Origin of the sequence: Amycolatopsis arida, from assembly GCF_900115565.1 — a bacterium.
Taxonomy (GTDB): Bacteria; Actinomycetota; Actinomycetes; order Mycobacteriales; family Pseudonocardiaceae; genus Yuhushiella; species Yuhushiella arida.
In genome coordinates this window covers 13,102-34,945 of sequence record NZ_FOWW01000007.1, presented here as the reverse complement: position 1 = coordinate 34,945, position 21,844 = coordinate 13,102, and the positions used below count along the sequence as shown (strand labels likewise).

Sequence of the window (21,844 nt, the reverse complement as noted above, 5' to 3'; positions counted from 1 at the left end):
GAACGCGTAGATGACGCCCTCGTACCCGCCGGCGGGCCCGCCCCGCCGGGTGGCGGTCCTGTCCGTGCACACCTCGCCGCTCGAGCAGCCCGGCACCGGCGACGCCGGTGGGATGAACGTCTACATCAGCCAGACCGCCACGGAGATGGCGCGCAGGGGGATCAGCGTCGAGGTGTTCACTCGGGCGACGTCGTCGGACCAGCCGCCGGTGGCCGAGCTGGCGCCCGGGGTGCTGGTGCGGCACATCCCGGCCGGTCCCTACCAGCCGCTGGACCGGTCCGAGCTGCCGGCGCAGCTGTGCGCGTTCACCTCCGGGGTGTTGCGGGCCGAGGCGTTCCACGAGCCGGGGTACTACGACGTGATCCACTCGCACTACTGGCTGTCCGGGCAGGTCGGCTGGCTGGCCAGGGACCGCTGGGGCGTGCCGCTGGTGCACACCGCGCATACCCTGGCGAAGGTGAAGAACGCCGCGCTCGCCGAGGGGGACGTGCCGGAGCCGCGGACCCGGGTGATCGGCGAGGAGCAGGTGGTGACCGAGGCCGACCGGCTGGTGGCCAACACCGCCGTCGAGGCCCGCGAGCTGGTGTCGCTGTACGGCGCGGACCCGCGGGCGGTGCGGACCGTGTCGCCGGGGGTGGACCTGGACCGGTTCACGCCGGGGTCGCGGGCCAGGGCGCGGGCCGCGCTCGGGTTGCCCGGCGACGCCGTGGTGCTCGCGTTCGCCGGCCGGATCCAGCCGCTCAAGGCGCCGGACGTGCTGCTGCACGCCGCGGCGGAGTTGTCGCGGCGGCGGCCGGGGCTGCGGGAGCGGCTGGTGGTGCTGATCGTCGGTGGGGCCTCCGGGACGGGGTTGGAGCAGCCGGCGGCGCTGCGCGAGCTGGCCGCGTCGCTGGGGATCGCGGCGCAGACGAGGTTCCTGCCGCCGCAGCCGGGGGAGGCGCTGGTGCACGTGTACCGCGCGGCGGACGTGGTGGCGGTGCCCAGCTACAACGAGTCGTTCGGACTGGTCGCGGTGGAGGCGCAGGCTTGCGGCACGCCGGTGGTGGCCGCCGAGGTCGGCGGGTTGCCGGTGGCGGTGGCCGACGGGGTGTCCGGGCTGCTGGTGCCCGGGCACCGAGCGGCGGACTGGGCGGACGCGCTGGCGGCGGTGGCGCTGCGCCCGGGGCGGCGGGCGGAGCTGGCGGCGAACGCGGTGCGGCACGCCCGGCGGTTCTCCTGGCGGCGCACCACCGACGCGCTGGTGGCGACGTACACCGAGGCGGCGCGGGCGTTCCGCGACGCGCTGGCGAGGGCGCTGCGTGAGGAGGTGGCGGTGTGACCGAGCTGGACGAGCTGGTCCGGTCGACGCTGGACGAGGCGGGGCTGGTCTACGAGCGGAAGGGTGCCGGGCGGTACTTCGTCACGCTGCCCGGTACGAAGAAGTTGCAGACGAACTGCTGGCTGGTGGTGGGGGAGCACGCGTTCGCGGTGGAGGCGTTCGTGTGCCGGCGGCCGGACGAGGCGCACGAGGACGTGTACCGGTTCCTGCTGCGCCGCAACGCGCGGTTGTACGGGGTGGCGTACACGCTCGACTCGATGGGTGACATCTACCTGGTGGGCCGGCTCGGCCTGGACCGGATGACCCGGGAGGAGCTGGACAAGCTGCTCGGCCAGGTGCTGGAGGCCGCCGACGGTGACTTCAACACGCTGCTGGAGCTGGGCTTCGCGAGCTCCATCAAGCGGGAGTGGGACTGGCGCGTCTCCCGCGGCGAGTCCCTGGCCAACCTCCAGGCCTTCAAACACCTGGTGGAGCCGACCAACCCGGACACCCCCGGCACCCTGACCGACTGACCCGTCGCCGCCGGCCCACCCGCACGGGACGATCGGCGGCGCACACGGTTGGCCCCTCGCCGGCCGGCCCGCCGATCCTGCCCGCCGGTTTGGCTGGTCCGGCGCGGCCACACGTGGGGCCAGCGGCCCGCCCTCCCCGGGGGCCGGCGGCCGTTCCAGCGTATCGCCGCCGGGGGAGTTGGGACGGGCCGTGCGAAATCTGTGGATCCCTTTCGGGGGATGGGGACAACTCGCCGTCGCCCGCTGCGGCGCCACCGGCGGGGTTGCCGTGCCGTGGGGATGTTCCGCTCGAAGCCCGTCGCGGGTACGGCCCGGGTCGGGGTCGCCGCGTCAGCGGGTGTGTGGTCCGCACCTCGTCCCGGGTGGTCTCCACCCCGTCCCGGTGTGGTCTCCACCCCGAAGCTCGATTGTGTTGACGGGCGGGGGTGGCGTGTCAAGGCGGGAAAGAGTGCCTTGACACGCCACCCCCGCCCGCAAAGCGGCTTCGGATCGGGGTGGGGAGGGGGAATGGATGATGCCCCGCGCGTAGTGAGGCGCACCCCGGCGCGGGTGTGTTTCGGGGCAGCGGTCTCGGGTGTGGCGGGCCTCGACAGGCCGTGAGCCGAAGGCGGGCCTCGGCGATCTGCGCGGTACTCGAAGCCCCCGTGGGCTCACAGGCAACCAGGCCACGCCCGCGCCTGGCCAACGTAGATCTCGCCGTCCCGAACGTAGCTCTCGCCGTCCCGAAACGTGGGGACTCGCACCCATGCGCGCCCACCGACCCCACGGGTGGCCCCAGCGAGCGAGCGCCAGCGAGCGAAGCGACCAAGCACATTGCTGGTTCACGACCAACGCCACCAGCGCTCGCCAGGGTGAGGAGCTCGCACCGTGGGGGGGTCTGGGGGGCTCGGCCCCCCAACATGACGACGCCCGGGGGCCCCAGCGAAGCGAGCGGAGCGAGCGAGTAGGGGTCGCCGACCCCCCGGGCGGGGCGGCTCGAGGGAGGGGGAGTCGCGAACTCGAGCCGCCCCGCTGACGATCCCGCCGCGATGGACCCGGTGGCGAGGGGGAGGCCAACGGGGCCGGCGGGCGCAGCTCGGCAGGGGGGAGACGAGCTGCGTCTTCAGTCCGCACGGCCGGGGAGTGCGTGGTTTCCAGCCGAGCGGGACGTTAGCCAACTTGGCAGAAGCGGGACGGTAATCACAAGGCCAGTGGTTGCTCCGTTCGGGTGAACTTGCGAGAAAGGGTTAACGGAACGCAACTAACGTAACTCGCTCGCAATCTTGTTGGCGGTTCGCTCGAACTTTGAGTGATTCACTACGGCGCCTCCTCCTACTGTGGGTAGACTGTCCCGGCCCTGGTGAGGTGCCCCGCACCCCCCACCGACCGGCCCCGCGGGTCTGGCAGGCTTGGCACATGGCCGAAATCGGGACCCTGGTGCTGCTGCGGCACGGGCAGAGCACGTGGAACGCGGAGAACCTGTTCACCGGCTGGGTCGACGTCCCGCTGTCGCAGGCGGGCGAGGTCGAGGCCCGCCGCGGCGGGGAGCTGCTCGCCGAGTCGGGCGTGCTGCCCGACGTGGTGCACACCTCGCTCCTGCGCCGGGCGATCTCCACCGCCAACATCGCGCTCGACGTCGCCGACCGACACTGGATCGAGGTGTACCGGGACTGGCGGCTCAACGAGCGGCACTACGGCGCCCTCCAGGGCAAGAACAAGAAGCAGACCCTGGAGCAGTTCGGCGAGGAGCAGTTCATGCTCTGGCGCCGCTCCTACGACGTCCCGCCGCCGCCGATCGAGCCCGGCGGCGAGTTCTCCCAGGACGGCGACCCGCGCTACGCCGCGCTCGGCGACGAGCTGCCGCGCACCGAGTGCCTCAAGGACGTGGTGGCCCGCCTGCTGCCGTACTGGGACTCGGCGATCGTGCCGGACCTGCGCGCCGGCCGCACCGTCCTGGTCGCCGCGCACGGCAACTCGCTGCGCGCCCTGGTCAAGCACCTGGACGGCATCTCCGACGACGCGATCGCCGGGCTGAACATCCCCACCGGAATCCCGCTGCGCTACGACCTCGACACCGACCTGCGGCCGACCAACCCCGGCGGCACCTACCTCGACCCGGAGGCCGCGAAGGAGGCCGCGGCCGCGGTCGCCAACCAGGGTCGCTGAGCGCCACCACGGGACACTCGGGAACACCCGAGATGGCTCGATCGGTTGAACCGGGCGAGTCGGAAGCTCAACGTAGAGCGACGGGAGAGTGAACAGGGGCTGACGTGCGCCCGAACTTGTCGCCGGAAAGTGTCACGGCGATCACGACAACGCTGCCGGGACTAGGCCGAACGGCTACCTGCGCGCTTACGATTCCCCCGTGACCGTGCCCGCAGCACTCGCACTGGCCACCGGCGCACTGGTGGTCGGCGTGGTCATCGGCTTCGCCGTCGCCCGCGCCCGCTCCCGGCGGAGCGCCCGACCGGCCGGCCCGACCGTCGCCGAGCTGCTGCAACGCCTCATCCAGTCGTCGAACAACGGCGTGGTCGTCCTCAACCGCTTCGGCGACATGGTCCTGCACAACCCGCGCGCCGAGCGGCTCGGCCTGGTCCGGGCCAACCAGGCCGACGCCCGCGCCCGCAAGGCCGCCGAGCAGGTCGTCGCCTCCGGCGAGGGCCTGGAGATCGACCTCTCCCCGCTGGAGGTGCGCGGCCGGCAACCGGAGGCCGTGCTCGCCGAGGTCCGCCCGCTCGGCGACGGCTTCACCGTGGTGGAGGCCGTCGACCACTCCGACGCGGTCCGGCTGGAGGCCACCCGGCGCGACTTCGTCGCCAATGTCAGCCACGAGCTGAAGACCCCGGTCGGGGCGATCGCCCTGTTGGCCGAGGCCGTGCTGGACGCCGCGGAGGACGCCGAGCAGGTGCGCCGGTTCGGCGGCAAGATCCTGCGCGAGTCGACCCGGCTGGGCACCCTGGTCACCGAGTTGATCGCGCTGTCCCGGCTGCAGGGTGCCGAGCGGCTGCCCGACCTCACCGTCGTCGAGGTCGACGCCGTCGTCGGCGAGGCGCTCGGTCGCACCCGGATCGCCGCCGAGTCCGCCGAGATCTCCGTCACCACCGACGCCCCCAGCGGGCTGCTCGTCGAGGGCGACGCCACGCTGTTGGTCACCGCCCTGTCGAACCTGCTGGACAACGCCGTCGCGTACTCACCGCCCGGCAGCCCGGTGTCGATCAGCCGCCGGCTGGTCGACGGTTTCGTCGAGATCGCGGTCACCGACCGCGGGATCGGCATCGCCGAGGACGAGCAGCAGCGGGTGTTCGAGCGGTTCTACCGGGTCGACAAGGCCCGGTCCCGGGCCACCGGCGGCACCGGGCTGGGCCTGGCCATCGTCAAGCACGTCGCCGCCAACCACGGCGGCGAGGTGCGGCTGTGGAGCAAACCGGGCACCGGGTCGACGTTCACCCTGCGCATCCCCGCCCACCGTGCCGGCACCGGGCCCGAGCCGGCCCGCGCCCCCCGCCAGCCGGCCGGGTCGCCACACGCCGGCGCTCGGCAGGAGAAGCAGGAGAAGAAGACGCCCGAGCGGCCGACCCGGCTCGCGGCGACCGGACAGAACAGCACCGAAGTTGGAGGGACGCCGTGACCAGGGTGCTCATCGTGGAGGACGAGGAGTCCTTCGCCGACCCGCTCGCCTTCCTGCTGCGCAAGGAGGGCTTCACCGCCGCCGTCGCCGCGACCGGCCAGCAGGCGCTGGAGGAGTTCGACCGCAACGGCGCGGACATCGTGCTGCTCGACCTCATGCTGCCCGGGATGAGCGGCACCGACGTGTGCAAGCAGCTCCGGCAGCGGTCCTCGGTGCCGGTGATCATGGTGACCGCCAGGGACAGCGAGATCGACAAGGTGGTCGGCCTCGAGCTGGGCGCCGACGACTACGTCACCAAGCCGTACTCGGCGCGCGAGCTGATCGCGCGGGTGCGTGCGGTGCTCCGCCGCGGCGGCGAGGGCGGCGCCGACGGCGAGCTCGCGCCTGCGGTGCTGGCCGCCGGGACGGTGCGGATGGACGTCGAGCGGCACGTGGTGACCGTGAACGGCGCCGAGGTGTCGTTGCCGCTCAAGGAGTTCGACCTGCTCGAGTACCTGCTGCGCAACGTGGGCAGGGTGCTCACCCGTGGCCAGCTGATCGACCGGGTCTGGGGCGCCGACTACGTTGGCGACACCAAGACCCTGGACGTGCACGTCAAGCGGCTGCGGTCGAAGATCGAACCCGACCCCGGCTCGCCGCGGCACCTGGTGACCGTGCGGGGACTGGGCTACAAGTTCGAGGCGTGAGGGGCGGGCCGTCGACCGGTTGCCGCCGGCCCGCGCACCGTCGGCGGGTACCGTAGCCGCTCGTGCGCCTCGGGGTACTCGACGTCGGGTCCAACACCGTCCACCTGCTCGTGGTGGACGCGCACCGTGGTGCCCACCCGACGCCGATGCACTCGGAGAAGAGCGTGCTGCGGCTGGCCGAGCGGATCACCCCGGACGGCGAGCTGAGCGAGGCCGGCGCCGACGACCTGGTGCGCGCGGTGGAGTCGGCCAAGGCCGCCGCGGTCCGGCTGGGCTGTGCGGACGTCATGGCGTTCGCCACCTCGGCCGTGCGCGAGGCCCGCAACTCGGCCAAGGTGCTGCGCAGGGTGGCCGAGCGAACCGGGGTGGAGCTGGAGGTGCTCACCGGTGTCGACGAGGCCAGGCTGACGTTCCTCGCCGTGCGCCGCTGGTACGGCTGGTCGGCGGGGCGGCTGCTGGTGCTCGACATCGGCGGCGGCTCGCTCGAGGTCGCCATGGGCATGGACGAGGCGCCGGAGCTGGCCGAGTCGCTGCCGCTCGGGGCCGGCCGGCTCACCCGCACGCGGTTCCGGCACGACCCGCCCACCCGCTCCGAGCTGGTCGCCACGTCGGCGTGGCTGGAGGACCAGCTCGCTGGGCTGGCCGAGAAGGTCGGCGAGCTGGACCCGCCGGACCACGCGGTGGCGACGTCGAAGACGTTCCGCTCGCTGGCCCGGCTCACCGGCGCGGCACCGTCCGGGGCGGGCCCACGGGTGCGGCGTACGCTCACCGACACCGCCCTGCGCCAGCTCATCGCGTTCATCTCCCGGATGTCGTCGGCGGACCTCGCCGAGCTGGAGGGCGTGAGCGCGAGCCGGTCGCACCAGCTCGTGGCGGGCGCGCTCGTGGCGCAGGCCACGATGCGAGCGTTGTCACTCGCCGAACTGGAGATCTGCCCGTGGGCGCTGCGAGAAGGTGTGATCCTGCGGCGGCTGGACCATTCGAACTCAGAGGGGAAGACTGCACGGGGAACCGACCGGGGGCCGGGAGAATGACGTGGTGGACGTGAACCACGCGCGACGGGCACGGTGGAAGGGATGAGTCGAGACAGCGGAGGCGAGCGGCCGCAGAAGACGGTGGCGGAGCTGCTCGCCGAACACGGCGGTCAGGTCGGCGGCACGCCACGCCGCCGGCGGCGTCGTGCTGCCGACGATGACGAGGCCCCCGGCGGCCGGCAACCGAGCATCGGCGACACGGCGCCGCAGGCGATCATCGAGCGGATCCGCGCCGAGGACGCCGATCAGCGCAACGGGCGGACCCACCGGGCGGCCGAGCCGGACGAGCCGCCCGCGCGGCAGCCCCGGCCGAGGACGCCGCCGTCCCCTCCTCCTCCCCCGCCCGCGCACGACGCGGGCGGTGACGAGTCGGGCCCGCCGACCCGGCACTCGATGCCGTTGCGCCGGCCCCCCACGCAGCAACATCCGGTACCCCCGCCGCCGCCCCCCGGGCCCGGTCAACCGCCCGGACCGCCCCCGGCGGGGGAGCCGCCGCGCGGCCGGGTTCCCGGTGCGCGCAACCGGCCGATGCCGCCCGCCCCGGGACCGCCTCCCGCGCCGGCGCCTCCTCCGCCGACCCCCGCCGGCCCGCCGCCGGGATCGCTGACCGCCCGGCTCGACGGCCTCGGCGGACCACCGCCGGAGGCCGAGGCCGTCGACCCCGGGGCGCCCGAGCCACCCTCGGCGCCCGCACCGCCGCCGATGGGCACCGGCGGCTACCCGGTGCCGGGTCCCGGCCAACCGCCGCGCCGGCGTCGGCCGCCGCGGCGCCCGGTGCCGCCGCCCGCGCCGCCGGAGCCGAACACCGAGCAGCTGCCCGCGATCACCGACGAGCCGCCGGACGTGCCGGAGCCGGCGCCGGACGAGCCGCCGGCCGGGCTGGCCGGCTGGCGGCAGCGCCGGCAGCACCCGGCGATGGAGGACACCGAGGTCGGGGTGATGCCCGCGGTGCCGCCGCCGACCGACGACCCCGACGCGGGCCCGCCGACCGGGCACTTCACTCCCACGTTCGACGACGACCCGCTGGAGCCCGGCGACACGCGGTCGGGCGAGCTCGACGGTGACTTCGAACGAGGCGATTTCGACCAGGACGACTTCGACCGCGAGTTCGACGGTGACCTCGGGGCGGTGGACGACCCGGATGCGGCGGCCTACGGCTACCCGCCGGGCGACGAGCCGGTGGACGAGCTGGACGCCGAGGACGAGGCCATCGCCGAGGAGGACGAGGAGCCCGCCGGCTCGCCGGCCAAGCAGTGGCTGGTGCTGGCCGGGCAGCTCGCGCTCGGGGCGGTGAGCGGCGCGGCCGTGTGGCTGGGCTTCAACTGGTTGTGGGGACAGCTGCCGGCGGCGGCGCTGGTGGCGGCGCTGGTGGTGACCGTCGCGCTGGTGCTGGTGGTGCGGAAGGTCCGGCGGGCCGAGGACTTGCAGACCACGGTGCTGGCGGTGCTGGTCGGCCTGGTGGTGACGGTGTCGCCGGCCGCGTTGCTGCTGCTGTCCCGGTAGGGCGCTCGGTGGCGATTCCCGTCGGGCTGTCCACCGCGTCGGTGTGGCCGCTGCGCGCGCAGGCCGGCTTCGAGATGGCGGCTGACCTCGGTTATGACGGGGTCGAGGTGATGGTCTGGGCGGACCCGGTGAGCCAGGACGTGGCGGCGTTGCGGAAGCTGGCGCGGGCCACCGGGGTGCCGATCCTGTCGATCCACTCGCCGTCGTTGTTGATCACCCAGCGGGTGTGGTCGCCGGACCCGGAGGTGCGGCTGCGGCGCAGCGTGCGGGCGGCCCAGGAGCTGGAGGCACGGACCGTGGTGGTGCACCCGCCGTTCCGGTGGCAGCGGCGGTACGGGGAGGCGTTCGCCGACCTGGTGGCCGAGCTGGAGTACGACACCGGGGTGGCGGTGGCGGTGGAGAACATGTTCAAGGTGCGGCCGCCGGGGGCTGGGCGGAACAGCCGGGTGTCGGCGTTCCGGCCCTCGATCGACCCGACCGACGTGGGCTACGCGAACTACACGCTGGACCTCTCGCACACCGCGGCCGCCGGGATGGACGCGCTGGAGCTGGCGGAGCGGATGGGCGCGGGGTTGACGCACGTGCACCTCGCCGACGGCACCGGGCTGCCGAAGGACCAGCACCTGGTGCCCGGCCACGGGACACAGCCGTGCGCGGAGCTGCTGGAGCGGCTGGCCGCCGACGGCTTCGGCGGGCAGGTGGTGCTGGAGGTGAACACCCGCGGCGCCGCGCAACGCGCCCGAAGGGCCAAGCTGCTGGCCGAGTCGCTGCTGTTCGCCCGCCTACACCTGGGCCAGTGAGGGAGCCTTTTTCGCCAGGTCACTCGGCGAGGAGCCCGAACCAGCGAAAGCGGCCTCTCAGCAAGGAGGCGAGGCCGGCCTTGCTGCCCTCGCCTTCTTGCTGAAAGGGCCGCCCATCGAGAGGCCGGGGCGGGCGGGCACGGTGTGGTCGAACACCTCGCGAGCGCCGTCCCCGCAGCCGACGCACCGGGCCCACCAACACTCGCGAGCAGACTCGAAGCACGCGCGAGCAAGATCAAGCCTCGCGAGCAAGGGGGACCTCGCGGGGGAGGGGACCTTGCGAGGGAGGGACCTTGCGAGGGAGGGGGACCTCGCGAGGGAAAGGAACCTCGCCGCGAGCAGAATCGACCCTTGCGCGAGCAATGTCGACGCTCGCGCGGAGAACCCCTTTAGAGCAGCCCCCACCCGCTCCGGGGGACCGGCCCCGCTTCCAGCTTATCGCTGGTCAGGGCGCGGGGAAGGGGGTTCGGGAAACTGTGGACAACTCGGGGAGTTTCGCGGGACCGGCGGCTCCGTTCGCTGCGAGGTGTACACGTTCGGGGGATCGCCGGCGGGGTCAGCTGGTCGCGAAGGGAGTTGCGGCTGGGCATCAAGGTCGGCTGGCCAGTTGGTCGCGAAGTGGCGGGAGCCGCTTCGCGAAGGCGCCACTCGGGAGCGAAAGTCGTGACCGGAACCGTCGCCGGGTAGCCGGGAGCGGAGCGCCGGGTGGCCGAGAGTGGAGCCGGGTGATCGGAACGGCGCGCCGGGTGGTCGGGAGTGGAGTCACCTGGGGGCGGGTCGGGACGACCGGCTGGCTGGTACGGGAGTCGACGCCGCCGGCTGACCGGGAAGCGGGAGTCACGGCCCGCATCGGGAATCGCGGCCAGAAGCGGGGCCGGAAGCGGGGGGTTGGCATCGGGGGTCGGGACGGGAGCACAGCGGGAACGGGGCTGGGGACAGGAGCGGAGTCACGGCCGGGAGCCGGGGCCGATCGAAAGCGCCCCGCGCCATGCAAGATCAACTTCCACCATGCGTTCCGGTGTGGGTAATCAGCACACTCACCGGACACCCGTACAGTTTTCACCGTGAACCCGTTGCGCTCGCTCATCCTCGCCGCCGCCGAGAACGACGCGATCCGCCGCGTGGTCGCGACCACCCCCGGCAGTCGCTCGGTCGTCGACCGGTTCGTGGCCGGCGAGACGATCACCGACGTGGTCCGCGTGGTGCGGCGGCTGGCCGACGACGGCCTGTGCAGCACCCTCGACTACCTCGGCGAGGACACCCACGACAAGGCCCAGGCCGAGCGCGTGGTCCAGGCCTATCTGGCGCTGCTGGACCGGCTGCACGCCGAGGGCCTCGCCGACCACGCCGAGGTCAGCGTGAAGCTCTCCGCCGCGGGCCAGCGCCTCGACCACGACCTCGCCGTCCGCAACGCCCACCGGATCTGCGCCGCGGCCGAGCAGTGCGGCACCACCGTCACCCTCGACATGGAGGACTCCTCCGTCACCGACGACACCCTCGCCGCCCTGGCCGAGCTGCGCCGCACCTGGCCGTGGGTCGGCGCCGTGGTCCAGTCCTACCTGCGCCGCACCGAGGCGGACGTGGCCGACCTCGCGACCCCGGACTCCCGGGTCCGGCTGTGCAAGGGCGCCTACGCCGAACCGCCGGAGGTCGCCTTCCCCGACCAGCACGACGTCGACCTCAACTACGTCCGCTGCGCCAACGCCCTGCTGGCCGGCGGCGCCTACGCGATGTTCGCCACCCACGACCCGCGCCTGGTGGCCGTCCTCGCCGAGCGGATCCGGTGGTACGGCCGGAAGCGAGGCAGCTACGAGTACCAGATGCTGTACGGCGTGCGGCCGGACGAGCAGCGCCGACTGGCCGCCGAGGGAGAGACCGTTCGGGTCTACGTCCCCTACGGAGAGCAATGGTATGGATACCTGATGCGCAGATTGGCCGAGCGGCCGGCAAACCTCACGTTCTTCCTCCGTTCCCTGGTCAGCCGTTCGTGAGCGGTCCCTCTCCCGCCGCCGGGTCGTTCGCCGCGGCGTGCGCGCCCCGCTCCCTCGGCGACGGCACGTTCACCACCGAGCTGCGGACCGAATGGTCCATCGGCAGCCATCCACACGGTGGGTTCCTGCTCGCCCTGCTGGCCAGGACCGCGACCGTCGCGCTGGTCGAGCGCGGCGAGCCGCCCGCCGACCCGCTCGTGGTCAGCGCCGAGTTCCTCCGCCCACCCGCGATCGGGCCGGTGCTGCTGCGCACCGACGTGCGCAAGGTCGGCCGCCGGGCCACCGTCGTCGCGGTGCTGCTCGAGCAGCGCGGCCGCGGCTGCGTCGAGGCCAGGGTCACCGCCGGCCGGCTGCCGATGCGTCGCCCCGCGTGGGCCGACCTGCCGGCGATGCCGGCCGAGCCGCCGGCGCGGGCGCTGGCGCTGTCCGGCGACACCGCCGAGGGTGTGTTCAACCTCGCCAAGGGCTGTGACGTGCGGCTCGACACCGCCACCGCCGGCTACCTTGCCGGCCGCACCGGCGACCCCCTGCGGATGCGCCTGTGGGTGCGGCCGCGCGAGGGCGAGCCGGACTCGTACTTCGCGCTGCTCGCCGGTGACGTCAACCCGCCGGTGGTGGTCAACCTCGGCCGGGTCGGCTGGGCTCCGACGGCGCAGCTCACCGCGTTCGTCCGGACCAAGCCGGCGCCGGGCTGGCTGCGGGTGCAGGTGGACTGCCGTGCCGTGCACGAGGCGTGGTTCGACTCCGACGCCACGGTGCTCGACGCCCAGGGCCGGCTGGTGTGCCAGGCCCGTCAGCTCGCCCTCGCCCCCGGCCTCTGACCCGGCGCCGGCGTTTGGCACTCTGGAAACCCCGGGAGCACGAGAAAGGGCGCAGATGAGCACGATCGCGGTGGTCGGCGCCGGAAAGATCGGCGAGGCGTTGCTGTCCGGCCTGCTGCACGGCGGCCGACCGGCCGAGGAGCTGCTGTTCACCGAGCGGCACCCGGAGCGCGCCGCCGAGCTGACCCGGCGCTACGGCGTCGCCGCGGTCGACGTCGCCGAGGCCGCCAAGCGCGCCGACGTGCTGGTGGTCGCGGTGAAGCCGCAGGACATCGACCCGGTGCTGGACGAGCTGGCGCCGCTGGTCGGCCCGGACTCGCTGCTGGTGTCGCTGTGCGCCGGCCTGCCGACCGCGCTCTACGAGCGGCGGTTCGTCGAGGGCACCCCGGTGGTGCGGGTCATGCCGAACACGCCGATGGTGGTCGGCGCGGCAATGAGCGCCGTCTCGCCCGGCCGGTACGCCACTCGCGAGCATGTGCGCACCGTCTCCGAGCTGCTCTCCTGCGTCGGTGCGGTGGTCGAGGTCCCGGAGTCCCAGCAGGACGCCGTCACCGCGCTGTCCGGCTCCGGCCCGGCGTACTTCTTCTACCTGGTGGAAGCCATGATCGACGCGGGGATCCTGCTCGGACTGCCGCGCGCGGTGGCCGAGCAGCTGATCATCCAGTCGGCCGTGGGCGCGGCGAAGATGCTCGCCGAGTCCGACGAGCACCCGGTGATCCTGCGCGAGGCGGTCACCTCGCCCGCCGGCACCACCATCAACGCCATCCGGGAGCTGGAGAAGCACGGCGTCCGGGCGGCCCTGCTCGCCGCGATCGAGGCGGCCAGGGACCGGTCGGTCGAGCTCGGGAAGGTCCACGAGGAGCCCGAGCGGCACTGAGCCATCCGGGCGGCATCCTGCCTGGTCGAGGGCGAACTTCGGGTCAGGCGTCGCTTTGGCCCCACCCGCACCGCTACCCTCGGTAGAAGCACGTGCGTGTCGATACCGCCCGGTGGGGAAGCCGAGCGGCGCGACACGTGCCGGAAAAGGCACGGTGAACTATGCCGCCGAACAGGAAAGACGATGTGCCGGTTCCTCGGCAGGTCCAGTTCTTGACGGTCGCCGAGGTCGCTTCGCTGATGCGGGTCTCCAAGATGACCGTCTACCGGCTCGTGCACTCGGGCGAGCTGCCCGCGGTACGGGTGGGCAAGTCGTTCCGGGTGCCGGAGAAGGACGTCCACAGCTACCTCGAACGGGCGTACTTCGACGTCGGATAGTGACCACGAGGACACCGCACCGGCGTCGAAGGCGAGACCCTGGGAAAGCCCGCGTCACCCGCCCGGTAACCTCGTAGGTCGGTCGTGGCAGATGCGCTCCTGGTTGGGACGACGCGCTGTCCCGCGTGACCAACGAACGACGTGAAGGAGCATCCGTGGGCTCGGTCATCAAGAAGCGCCGCAAGCGCATGTCCAAGAAGAAGCACCGCAAGTTGCTGCGGCGTACCCGGGTGCAGCGGCGCAAGCAGGGCAAGTGACGCGTCGCGCCGTGCCCGCCGCGGCCGGCACGGCGACCGGTGTGGCCCGTCCAGTTCGCTGGGCGGGCCGCTTCGCGCCGGGGCGTCGGTGACGCGTCCGTTCGGGTGGCTCCGGTGGACATCCCACCAAACCCTGGGTGACCTGCTCGGACGATGCCCGTAAGGGCTCGGCGGAACCCGCGAACGGCGGTAACATCCTGAGCGCGTCGGCGCGATGATGCGATCGGTAGGCGCTCGCGCACGTCACGCTCGCGCCGGGCGAGATCCGGTTCGCCCACCGTCCGGCGCGTGCCGGAATCGTCGCAGGGGAGTGGGATGCCGTCGAAGGTCGTGCTCGTCACCGGGGTCAGCGGGGAGCTGGGTGGTCGCCTGCTGACCAGGCTCGGCAACAACGAGCGGATCGACCGGGTGATCGGTGTCGACACCAGCGCGCCGGGCCGAGAGGTCCTGCGCCGGATGGGTCGGGCCGAGTTCGTCCGGGCCGACATCCGCAACCCGCTGATCGCCAAGGTGATCAGCTCCGCCGAGGTCGACACCGTCGTGCACGCGGCCACCACCGTGCACCCGGCCGGCCCCGGCCGCCGCTCGGTGATCAAGGAGAGCAACGTCATCGGCACGATGCGGCTGCTCGCCGCGTGCCAGCGCTCGCCCCGGGTGCGCAAGCTTGTGGTGAAGTCCACCGCCGCGGTCTACGGCGCGAGCGCCCGCTCCCCGGCGGTGTTCACCGAGGACTCCCCGCTCATCCCCACCTCCACCAGCGGCTACGCGAAGGACGCCGTGGAGATGGAGGGCTACGTGCGCGGGCTGGCCCGCCGCCGGCCGGACATCACGGTGACGATGGCCCGGTTCGGCAACCTCGTCGGCCCGGACGTGGACACCGTGCTCGCCCGGTACTTCGCGCTGCCGGTGGTGCCGACCGTGCTCGGCTACGACGCGCGGATCCAGCTCGTGCACGCCACCGACGCCCTCGCCGTGCTGGAGCTGGCGACGCTGGAGGACCGGCCCGGGGTGTTCAACGTCGCCGGCGACGGGGTGCTGACGCTGTCCCAGGCGATCCGCCGGGCGGGTCGCGTCGAGTTGCCCGTGCCCAGGGCGGCGGTACCGTCAGTGGGGAGGGCACTACGGCGGGCACGGCTGGTCGACTTCTCGGCCGACCAGGTTCGCCTGCTGAACTTCGGTCGGGTGGTGGACACGACGAGGTTGAAGACCGAGTTCGGCTACCTCCCGCGGTGGAGCACGCGCGAGGCGTTCGACGACTACGTACGGGGTCGCGGGCTACGCCCGGTGCTGGACGGCCACGGGTTGTCCCGGCTGGCGACGAAGGTGATGGTCGCCGCCGCGACCGGGCAGGCCGCCGACCGGTGAGCCACGATCCGACGAGGCGCTGCGAAAGCGAGGCGGAGATTGCGATGAACGGCGTGGAAGCGCAGGTCATCCCGCTGCACGCGCCGGGACGGGACAAGCCCGGCGCCGACACCACCGACACCTCCCGCGGTCGATCGGCCGACGATGCGCGAAGGGTGGACGCCCCGGTGGTCGCCTTCCCCGGGGCCGCGCCCAACGTCGAGGAGGCCGCTGACCTGCCCGCCACGGTCGGCCGGCTGCTCGAGTTCCTGCACCAGCGGCTCACCGGCGACTACACGGTCGACGAGTTCGGCTTCGACCCCGAGCTCACCGAGGTGCTGCTGCTGCCGGCGTTGCGGGTGCTGTACCGGAAGTGGTTCCGGGTGGACACCAGCGGCGTGGAGCACCTGCCGCTGGACGGCGGCGGGCTGGTGGTGTGCAACCACTCGGGCGTGTTGCCGCTGGACTCGGTGATGACCGCGGTCGCCGTGCACGACGAGCACCCGCGGCACCGCTACCTGCGGATGCTCGGCGCGGACCTGCTGTTCCGCATCCCGTTCGCCGGCGCGCTGGCCCGCAAGTCCGGGCAGACGTTGGCCTGCCACCCCGACGCCGAGCGGCTGCTCCGCGCCGGCGAGCTGGTCGGGGTGTGGCCGGAGGGCTTCAAGGGAGTCGGCAAGCCGTTCAGCTCGCGGTACAAGCTGCAGCGGTTCGGCCGCGGCGGGTTCGTCTCGGCGGCGCTGCGCACGGAGACGCCGATCATCCCGTGCGCGATCGTGGGTGCCGAGGAAATCTACCCGAAGATCGGCGACATCCGGCCGCTGGCTCGGCTGCTCGGGCTGCCGTACTTCCCGGTGACGCCGTTCTTCCCGCTGCTCGGCCCGCTCGGGATGATCCCGCTGCCGACGAAGTGGCACATCGAGTTCGGCCCGCCGATCCGCACCGACGAGCTGGACCCGGCGCAGGCGGAGGAGGACCCGATGCTGGTGTTCAACCTCACCGACCAGGTGCGCGAGTCGATCCAGCAGATGCTGTACCGCCGCCTCGCCCAACGCCGCAACATCTTCCACTAACCGCGTGTTTGCGCTTCCCGTCACCGTGTCCGCGCTCCACGTCCGCGTGTTGGCGTCGCACGGCGCGAACACGGTGACGCAGCCGGCAAACACGCGTGCACGGAGCGCGGACACGCGTGCACGGAGCGCGGACACGGCCGGGGCGGGTCAGGCGGTGCGCTTGCGGTAGGCGAGGCCGGCGGCGACGGCGCCGGCCAGCGCGCCCGCGCCGAGCACCGACGGCACGCCGATCTTCGCGGCCTTGCGCCCGGTGCGGAAGTCACGGATCTCCCAGTGCCGGTTGCGGGCGATCTCGCGCAGGCCGGCGTCCGGGTTGATCGCCACGGCGGTACCGACCACGGACAGCATCGGCACGTCGTTGGAGGAGTCCGAGTACGCCGTGCAGCGCCGCAGGTTCAGCCCCTCGCGGGCGGCCAGCGCGCGCACCGCGTGCGCCTTCGCCCTGCCGTGCAGCAGGTCGCCGACCAACCGTCCGGTGTAGACACCGTCGACGCTCTCCAGCACGGTGCCCAGCGCGCCGGTGAGCCCGAGCCGGCGGGCGATGATCGTGGCGAGCTCCACCGGCGTGGCGGTCACCAGCCACACCCGCTGCCCGGCGTCGAGGTGCATCTGCGCCAGCGCCCGGGTGCCGGCCCAGATCTTGTCGGCCATCAGCTCGTCGTAGATCTGCTCGCCGACCTCGTTCATCTCGGCCACCGTGCGCCCCGCGACGAACGACAGCCCCTGCTCGCGGCTGGACTTGATGCTGTTCGGGTCCTCGCGGCCGATGAGCCGGAACTTCATCTGCTGCCAGGCGAACCCGGCGAGGTCGGAGGTGGTGAAGTACTTGCGCGCGGCGAGCCCGCGGGCGAAGTGGAAGATCGACGCGCCCATCATCATGGTGTTGTCGACGTCGAAGAACGCCGCGGCGGTGAGGTCCGGCGGTGCGGGCGCGGAACCGTCGGTGGAGTCGTGGGTGGTGTCGCGCGACTCGGTGGCTGGCTCACCGGCGTCGCCGGTCGGCTCCGTCGCCTCGGTCGCGGTGAGCAGTTGGGCCGAGACGGCCTCCATGGCGACGGCGGCGTCTGCCGATGCCTCGCCGGCCAGCGCGGCGAGCCGTTCCAGCTCCTGACCCTTACTCCGGCCACGCCACCGCGACACGCACACCGCCTCCACGCTCTGCGTCCGACGAAGATCGCCGAGTTCCGGCGAACCTCCTGTGCACAGAGTATCGACTGTCGTCGTGGCTTTGTCGCACCGTGCTGGAGCGTCAGCCGACCCGGATCTCTGGCAGGCCGGGCAGCACCGGCGGGACGGACACCACGGCGGGCGGGTCGGGTACGGAGTCCGGCAGCCTGGGTCGGGGCACCGCGTCGGGCGGTGGCGCGGGGACCCACTGCCGCGGCGTGTAGCCCGACTCGGACGGGCTGGGGGCCGGGCTCGGGATCGAGGGCGTGTTGGTCGTCAGCCGCGCCGCGTCGGCCGGTTCGGTGACCCTGAGTGACGGAACGGCGGACTCGTGCGGGGCGGGGGTCCGGGGCGGTGGAGCGCCGGCGGGCGGGTCCGTCGGCCGGCCGCAGGCGCCGGGGAACGGGAGCGCGCCAAGCTCGTCCGCCTGGCCCGAGGTGATCTGGTAGCAGTCCATCCGCCCGGCCAGCGCGCTGGCCCGCTCCCCGACGCGGGTGAGCAGGCCGGTGGCGTCGGCGTGCTGGTGCGCGAGGTCGGCGGGGAGCGCGGGGCGCAGCGCGGCGAGCCGTTCGGCCTGCCGCTCGGCCCAGGCGCGCAGCGCGGCCAGCTGCTGGCCGTCGGAGGAGGTGGCGACGGCGATCAGCCCGGCGACCGCGGCGCGGGTGTCGGCGTCGAAGTCGGCCAGTGCCACGGCGAAGCCGGAGGTGGTGTCGCCGGGGCGTTGGGTGAGCAGGTCCAGCTCGTCGAGCCGGTTCTCCGCGTGCTCGAGCCGCCGCAGGGCGCGGGCCTCGGCGTCGAAGGTGAGCTGGACGGCGGCGGCCTCACGCAGGCGTTTGACGTCGTAGAGCGGTTCGCCGGGCAGCGCGTGCTCCGACAGCAACGCGCCGAGGCCGAGCAGGGCGAGGACGAGGCACGCGGCGGCGGCCAGCACGGGCAGCCGGCGGCGGCGGCGGGGGAGCTCCTCGGCGGGCTTGCGCGGCTCGGGCACCTGGGGCGCGTCGGCTTCCCGCGCGGCGGCCCTCGGGGCAGTGGTCTCCGGGGCAGTGGTCTTCGGGGCAGTGGTCTCCGGAGCAGTGCCCTCCGGAGTAGGGGCCTCCGGGGTGGTGAGCTGCGCGGCGATCCGCTCCCGGGGCACCGGCTGCCGGGCGGCGGCCGCGCCGGCGCGACGCAGCGCGGAGACCACGGCGAGCTCGGCGGCGAACTCCTGGTCGTCGAGGTGGGTCGCGCCGCGGTCGAGAGCCTCGGCGAACCGCTGTTGTGCGGCTCGCTCGCGGGGACTCCCACCGGGCACGGTTCCTACTTTCCACGGTTCGGCTGGTGTCGGACTCGGCGCCGGCTGGCGTCGGGTCGGTGCTCGTTCGGTGCCGGCCGCGGTACGGGTACCGCTGTCCGGGGTGCTGCAGTCGGTGCTTCTGTGCAGGAGCAACGAATGGTCTCGGGACCCGGTTACGGCGTGGCCCCCAGCCCTTGCATAGTCTGCCAGAAAAGGGATATGCATGAGTCATGCATGACAAGGATCGAGTGGCGAACCTGTTGGGCGCGACCGTGCTGGCGGTCAACGACCTCGTGCTGACCGGGGTGACCGCGGCGGCGGGCGTGAGTACGAGCGGCGCGGCGGCGCTGGTGTCGCTGGTGGCCGCGCCCGGGCTCAGTGTCACGGAGCTCGGGCGCCGGGTCGGACTGAGCCAACCGGCGGCGGCGCGGATGGTCGACTCGCTGCAGGAGCACGGGTTGGTCGAGCGGCGACGCAGTGTGGGGCGCTGGGTGGCGGTGTACGCGACCGAGCGGGGCCGCCGGGCGGCCGAGCACATCCTGGCCGCGCGGGCCGACCCGCTGCGCGAGCTGGTCGACACCCTGGACGACGAGGCGCGGGAGACGCTGGGCGGGCTGCTGGAGCGGCTGCTCGAGCGGATCTACGTCGAGATCGGGGACAACCAGCGGGTGTGTCGGTTGTGCGACCGGGCCGCCTGCCTCGCCCACGACTCGGTGTGCCCGGTCGGCCAGGCCGCCCGTGAGCGTGGCGAGGTGGACCGGGCCGGCCAGCCGATCCGGTAGCCCGACGATGGCAGGTGTGCGCGGGGTTCGGTGGTCTCGGTGACGTGGTGCTCGGGTGGCGGGCGAGTGGGCCGGTCGGTTTGTAGGGTGGGTCGAGTGGTCGATTCGCGGCGCGGAGTTGTCCCCATTTTCGTTGGTGTGTCCCGATATGGCGGTGGTCTCGATACGCTGGCCGTCACGCGGGCTCCCAGGGAGGGCGGGCCGTGCTCGGCGGCCTCGGGTGAAGCCGAACTCGCGCGCCATGGCTCGCTGCTCGTCGGCGGAGGCGTCTGCCTGGTGACAGCGGGGTCGGTGAGCCGGTTCGGTCGCCTCGCTGGTGCGGTGATTGGGCGGCGGGCGAGTGGGCTGGTTGGCTCGCGAGCCGACCGAAAGGCCCGGTCGCGGCACCGAGTTGTCCCCATTCTTGCTGGTGTGTCCCGGTGCGGTGGTGGTCTCGATACGCTGGCCGCGGCACGGGATCCCCGGGGAGGGCGGGGCCCGCTCCGAGGGTTTCAGGGGTTTCCTGCGGGGAACGCGCCGGCGGTGACGGGCGCGTGTGGCCGGGGAGCAAGCGGGGTGGCTCGGCTGGCCGGGGATCGGCATGGGTGAGCTGCTCGCGCTGGCGGCGGCGGTGTGCTTCGGGCTCAACGACTTCGTGAGTGGCCTGCTGTCCCGGACCACCCCGTTCGCTGCCCGGGATGGGGTGCCGGTGGACAGGGCGCCGCGGCCGGTGGATGTCGCGGTGCGGCGGGCACCGCCGGAGGATGCCGCGGAGCGGACGCCGCCGCCGGCGGATGAGCCCGCCGAACCGCCACGGCCGGCGGGCGACGCACGGGAACGGCCGGCGTCCCCGGCACACCCCGGCGGCCGTGCGGCCGCCTCCCCGCGAAGGGCCGACGAAGCGCCCCGCCGCGAACGGGGCGCTGTCGTGGCGTTCTACGGCCAACTCGGTGGCACCGCGCTGGTCCTGGGTCTCGCGCTGCTGGTGGGCGCGCCGCGGGTCGACGCGGCCTCGCTCGGGTGGGGCGCGCTGTCCGGCATCGGCACCGGCATCGGGTTGGTCTTCCTGTTCCGCGGTATCGGCATCGGCCGGATGAGCGTGGTCGTGCCGCTGAGCGACCTCGCGGGCGTGGCGCTGCCGGTGCTGGTCGGGGTGCTGTTCCTCGCCGACCGGCCGTCGCCGCTGGCGTGGTGCGGCATCGCGCTGGCGCTCCCTGCGCTGTGGCTGGTGGCCGGCGGTCGGCTGGGCGGGAGCGCGGTCGACACCAGGTTCGGTCTGTTCGCCGGGGTTGGGTTCGCCCTGCAGTTCGTGGCGCTGGCGCCGGTCGACCCGGCGGCCGGGCTGTGGCCCCTGGTCGCCAGCCGCGCGGCGTCGGTGCTGACCATCCTGCCGATGGTCCGCGGCCGGCTGCCCCGGCGGCTGGTGCCGCCCGCGCTGGCGTCCGGCATGGTCGGCACGCTGGCGATCGTGCTCTACACGCTGGCCACCCGGCAGGAGCTGATGGCCGTGGCGGTGGTGCTGGCGTCCCTGTACCCGGCGATCCCGGTGCTGCTCGGGCTGACCGTCCTCCGCGAACGTCTCACTCCGACCCAGGCGGTGGGCCTGGGCGGCGCGGCCGTCGCGATCGTGCTGCTCGCCGCGCCCTGACGGGCGACGCGAACCGCAAACACGGCGACGCGCGGGCGGCCAACACGTCGTGGCCGCGCTCCCTGGTCAGCGGAGGTTGGTGGGGAGGAGTTGGGCGAGGCGACGCACGGCGCGGTGTTGCAGGGCCTTGATGGCGCCCTCGTTGCGGTTCATGATCCGCGCGGTCTCGGCCACCGACAGGCCCTGCAGGAAGCGCAGCACGATGCACTCCCGCTGGTCGTCGCCGAGCTGGTTGACGCACCGCAGCAGCTCGGTGTTCGTCGCGTCGCTGAGGACCTGCTGCTCCGGCCCCACCGGCGGCTGCGGCGGCGTCCCGCCGAACGGCGCGCACCCTGACTCCGCCACCTCGTCCGTCACCACCTCGAGCCGGAACCGGCTGGACTTCACGTGGTCGAGCACCAGGTTCCGGGCGATCGTGACGAACCAGGCGCCCACGTCCCGCCCCTGGTAGCTCACCGACGTGATCCGCCGCAACGCCCGCAGGAACGTCTCGCTGGTCACGTCCTCGGCCAGGTCCCGGTCGTTCAACCGGAACAGGACGTACCGGTACACCACGTCCACATACCGGTCGTACAGCCGGCCGAACGCGCCGCTGTCCCCGCCCTGCGCGGCCCGTACCAGGTCCCACGCCTCGGCCGAGGCGGCGTCGGCGGCGGCGTCCGTGACCGGCCCGGGAGCCACCGGAGCGGGGGTCGCCGGCGCAACCGGGCGTGCCACCAGCACCGGACCTGCCGAAACGGCAACCTGCAGGCTCATCGGCAGCACCTCCGCCAGCCTCGTTCCCAACTGGTCGAG

General features: G+C 73.4%; 20 protein-coding genes. 17 read left to right on the top strand and 3 right to left on the bottom strand.

Annotation, left to right across the window (positions count from 1 at the left end; translation table 11 throughout):
• The first annotated feature begins 10 nt into the window (after positions 1–10).
• The 15 genes from mshA (at position 11) to BM051_RS19455 (ending at position 16,200) form a co-directional block, all read left to right on the top strand.
• Complete coding sequence (gene mshA, locus BM051_RS19525; protein ID WP_092532311.1) at positions 11–1,318, top strand: D-inositol-3-phosphate glycosyltransferase; 1,308 nt, start codon at positions 11–13, stop codon at positions 1,316–1,318.
• Positions 1,315–1,830, top strand: a complete 516-nt coding sequence (locus BM051_RS19520; RefSeq protein WP_092532308.1) for a type III secretion system chaperone family protein — start codon at positions 1,315–1,317, stop codon at positions 1,828–1,830. Before mshA ends, BM051_RS19520 begins: the two co-directional genes overlap by 4 nt.
• A gap of 1,395 nt (positions 1,831–3,225) precedes the next feature.
• Positions 3,226–3,975 carry a phosphoglyceromutase gene (locus BM051_RS19515; protein WP_092532305.1) on the top strand — a complete coding sequence of 250 codons (750 nt, stop codon included), beginning with the start codon at positions 3,226–3,228 and terminating at the stop codon, positions 3,973–3,975.
• 199 nt (positions 3,976–4,174) lie between these two features.
• Positions 4,175–5,437, top strand: a complete 1,263-nt coding sequence (locus tag BM051_RS19510; protein WP_166677765.1) for a sensor histidine kinase — start codon at positions 4,175–4,177, stop codon at positions 5,435–5,437.
• Positions 5,434–6,123, top strand: coding sequence for a response regulator transcription factor (locus BM051_RS19505; protein ID WP_092532302.1), 690 nt, complete (start codon positions 5,434–5,436; stop codon positions 6,121–6,123). Before BM051_RS19510 ends, BM051_RS19505 begins: the two co-directional genes overlap by 4 nt.
• A 62-nt stretch (positions 6,124–6,185) precedes the next feature.
• On the top strand, positions 6,186–7,157 hold the full coding sequence (locus BM051_RS19500) for a Ppx/GppA family phosphatase (RefSeq protein ID WP_092532299.1): 972 nt from the start codon (positions 6,186–6,188) through the stop codon (positions 7,155–7,157).
• Positions 7,158–7,199: 42 nt separating this feature from the next.
• Complete coding sequence (locus tag BM051_RS19495; RefSeq protein WP_092532296.1) at positions 7,200–8,660, top strand: hypothetical protein; 1,461 nt, start codon at positions 7,200–7,202, stop codon at positions 8,658–8,660.
• Between the two features lie 74 nt (positions 8,661–8,734).
• Complete coding sequence (locus BM051_RS19490) at positions 8,735–9,460, top strand: sugar phosphate isomerase/epimerase family protein (RefSeq protein ID WP_092532968.1); 726 nt, start codon at positions 8,735–8,737, stop codon at positions 9,458–9,460.
• 1,064 nt (positions 9,461–10,524) lie between these two features.
• Complete coding sequence (locus BM051_RS19485) at positions 10,525–11,451, top strand: proline dehydrogenase family protein (RefSeq protein WP_092532294.1); 927 nt, start codon at positions 10,525–10,527, stop codon at positions 11,449–11,451.
• Positions 11,448–12,272, top strand: coding sequence for a thioesterase family protein (locus BM051_RS19480; protein ID WP_243859649.1), 825 nt, complete (start codon positions 11,448–11,450; stop codon positions 12,270–12,272). The genes BM051_RS19485 and BM051_RS19480 overlap by 4 nt, the downstream gene beginning before the upstream one ends.
• Positions 12,273–12,327: 55 nt before the next feature.
• On the top strand, positions 12,328–13,149 hold the full coding sequence (gene proC / locus BM051_RS19475) for a pyrroline-5-carboxylate reductase (protein WP_092532288.1): 822 nt from the start codon (positions 12,328–12,330) through the stop codon (positions 13,147–13,149).
• A 161-nt stretch (positions 13,150–13,310) separates the two neighbouring features.
• A complete protein-coding gene (locus BM051_RS19470) occupies positions 13,311–13,526 on the top strand; it encodes a helix-turn-helix domain-containing protein (RefSeq protein ID WP_092532285.1) in 216 nt (71 codons plus the stop codon).
• 155 nt (positions 13,527–13,681) lie between these two features.
• Positions 13,682–13,783 (top strand): 30S ribosomal protein bS22, encoded by a 102-nt coding sequence (locus BM051_RS19465; RefSeq protein ID WP_005453035.1) that lies wholly within the window; start codon positions 13,682–13,684, stop codon positions 13,781–13,783.
• Positions 13,784–14,098: 315 nt separating this feature from the next.
• Positions 14,099–15,148 (top strand): NAD-dependent epimerase/dehydratase family protein, encoded by a 1,050-nt coding sequence (locus BM051_RS19460; RefSeq protein ID WP_092532282.1) that lies wholly within the window; start codon positions 14,099–14,101, stop codon positions 15,146–15,148.
• A gap of 44 nt (positions 15,149–15,192) precedes the next feature.
• Positions 15,193–16,200, top strand: coding sequence for a lysophospholipid acyltransferase family protein (locus tag BM051_RS19455; protein WP_092532279.1), 1,008 nt, complete (start codon positions 15,193–15,195; stop codon positions 16,198–16,200).
• 147 nt (positions 16,201–16,347) lie between these two features.
• On the opposite strand, the gene BM051_RS19450 is transcribed toward BM051_RS19455, so the two are convergent.
• Positions 16,348–17,340 carry an HAD family hydrolase gene (locus BM051_RS19450; RefSeq protein WP_424923296.1) on the bottom strand — a complete coding sequence of 331 codons (993 nt, stop codon included), beginning with the start codon at positions 17,338–17,340 and terminating at the stop codon, positions 16,348–16,350.
• Between the two features lie 109 nt (positions 17,341–17,449).
• Positions 17,450–18,658, bottom strand: coding sequence for a DUF5667 domain-containing protein (locus tag BM051_RS19445; protein ID WP_092532273.1), 1,209 nt, complete (start codon positions 18,656–18,658; stop codon positions 17,450–17,452).
• Between the two features lie 230 nt (positions 18,659–18,888).
• Here BM051_RS19445 and BM051_RS19440 point away from each other — a divergent pair, with 230 nt between their 5' ends.
• Both BM051_RS19440 and BM051_RS19435 read left to right on the top strand, forming a co-directional pair.
• Positions 18,889–19,422, top strand: a complete 534-nt coding sequence (locus BM051_RS19440) for a MarR family transcriptional regulator (RefSeq protein WP_243859648.1) — start codon at positions 18,889–18,891, stop codon at positions 19,420–19,422.
• 580 nt (positions 19,423–20,002) lie between these two features.
• Complete coding sequence (locus BM051_RS19435; RefSeq protein WP_208325980.1) at positions 20,003–21,049, top strand: EamA family transporter; 1,047 nt, start codon at positions 20,003–20,005, stop codon at positions 21,047–21,049.
• Positions 21,050–21,115: 66 nt separating this feature from the next.
• On the opposite strand, the gene BM051_RS19430 is transcribed toward BM051_RS19435, so the two are convergent.
• Positions 21,116–21,805 (bottom strand): sigma-70 family RNA polymerase sigma factor, encoded by a 690-nt coding sequence (locus tag BM051_RS19430; RefSeq protein ID WP_092532962.1) that lies wholly within the window; start codon positions 21,803–21,805, stop codon positions 21,116–21,118.
• Between the last annotated feature and the right edge of the window lie 39 nt (positions 21,806–21,844).

What these genes read in the sequence shown, in the direction of transcription:
- BM051_RS19490 (WP_092532968.1), top strand. Translation starts at nt 8,735, where the DNA reads ATGGCGGCTGACCTCGGTTATGACGGGGTCGAGGTGATGGTCTGGGCG.
- BM051_RS19435 (WP_208325980.1), top strand. Translation starts at nt 20,003, where the DNA reads ATGGGTGAGCTGCTCGCGCTGGCGGCGGCGGTGTGCTTCGGGCTCAAC.
- BM051_RS19460 (WP_092532282.1), top strand. Translation starts at nt 14,099, where the DNA reads ATGCCGTCGAAGGTCGTGCTCGTCACCGGGGTCAGCGGGGAGCTGGGT.
- mshA (WP_092532311.1), top strand. Translation starts at nt 11, where the DNA reads ATGACGCCCTCGTACCCGCCGGCGGGCCCGCCCCGCCGGGTGGCGGTC.
- BM051_RS19455 (WP_092532279.1), top strand. Translation starts at nt 15,193, where the DNA reads ATGAACGGCGTGGAAGCGCAGGTCATCCCGCTGCACGCGCCGGGACGG.
- BM051_RS19515 (WP_092532305.1), top strand. Translation starts at nt 3,226, where the DNA reads ATGGCCGAAATCGGGACCCTGGTGCTGCTGCGGCACGGGCAGAGCACG.
- BM051_RS19470 (WP_092532285.1), top strand. Translation starts at nt 13,311, where the DNA reads ATGCCGCCGAACAGGAAAGACGATGTGCCGGTTCCTCGGCAGGTCCAG.
- proC (WP_092532288.1), top strand. Translation starts at nt 12,328, where the DNA reads ATGAGCACGATCGCGGTGGTCGGCGCCGGAAAGATCGGCGAGGCGTTG.
- BM051_RS19430 (WP_092532962.1), bottom strand. Translation starts at nt 21,805, where the DNA reads ATGAGCCTGCAGGTTGCCGTTTCGGCAGGTCCGGTGCTGGTGGCACGC.
- BM051_RS19495 (WP_092532296.1), top strand. Translation starts at nt 7,200, where the DNA reads ATGAGTCGAGACAGCGGAGGCGAGCGGCCGCAGAAGACGGTGGCGGAG.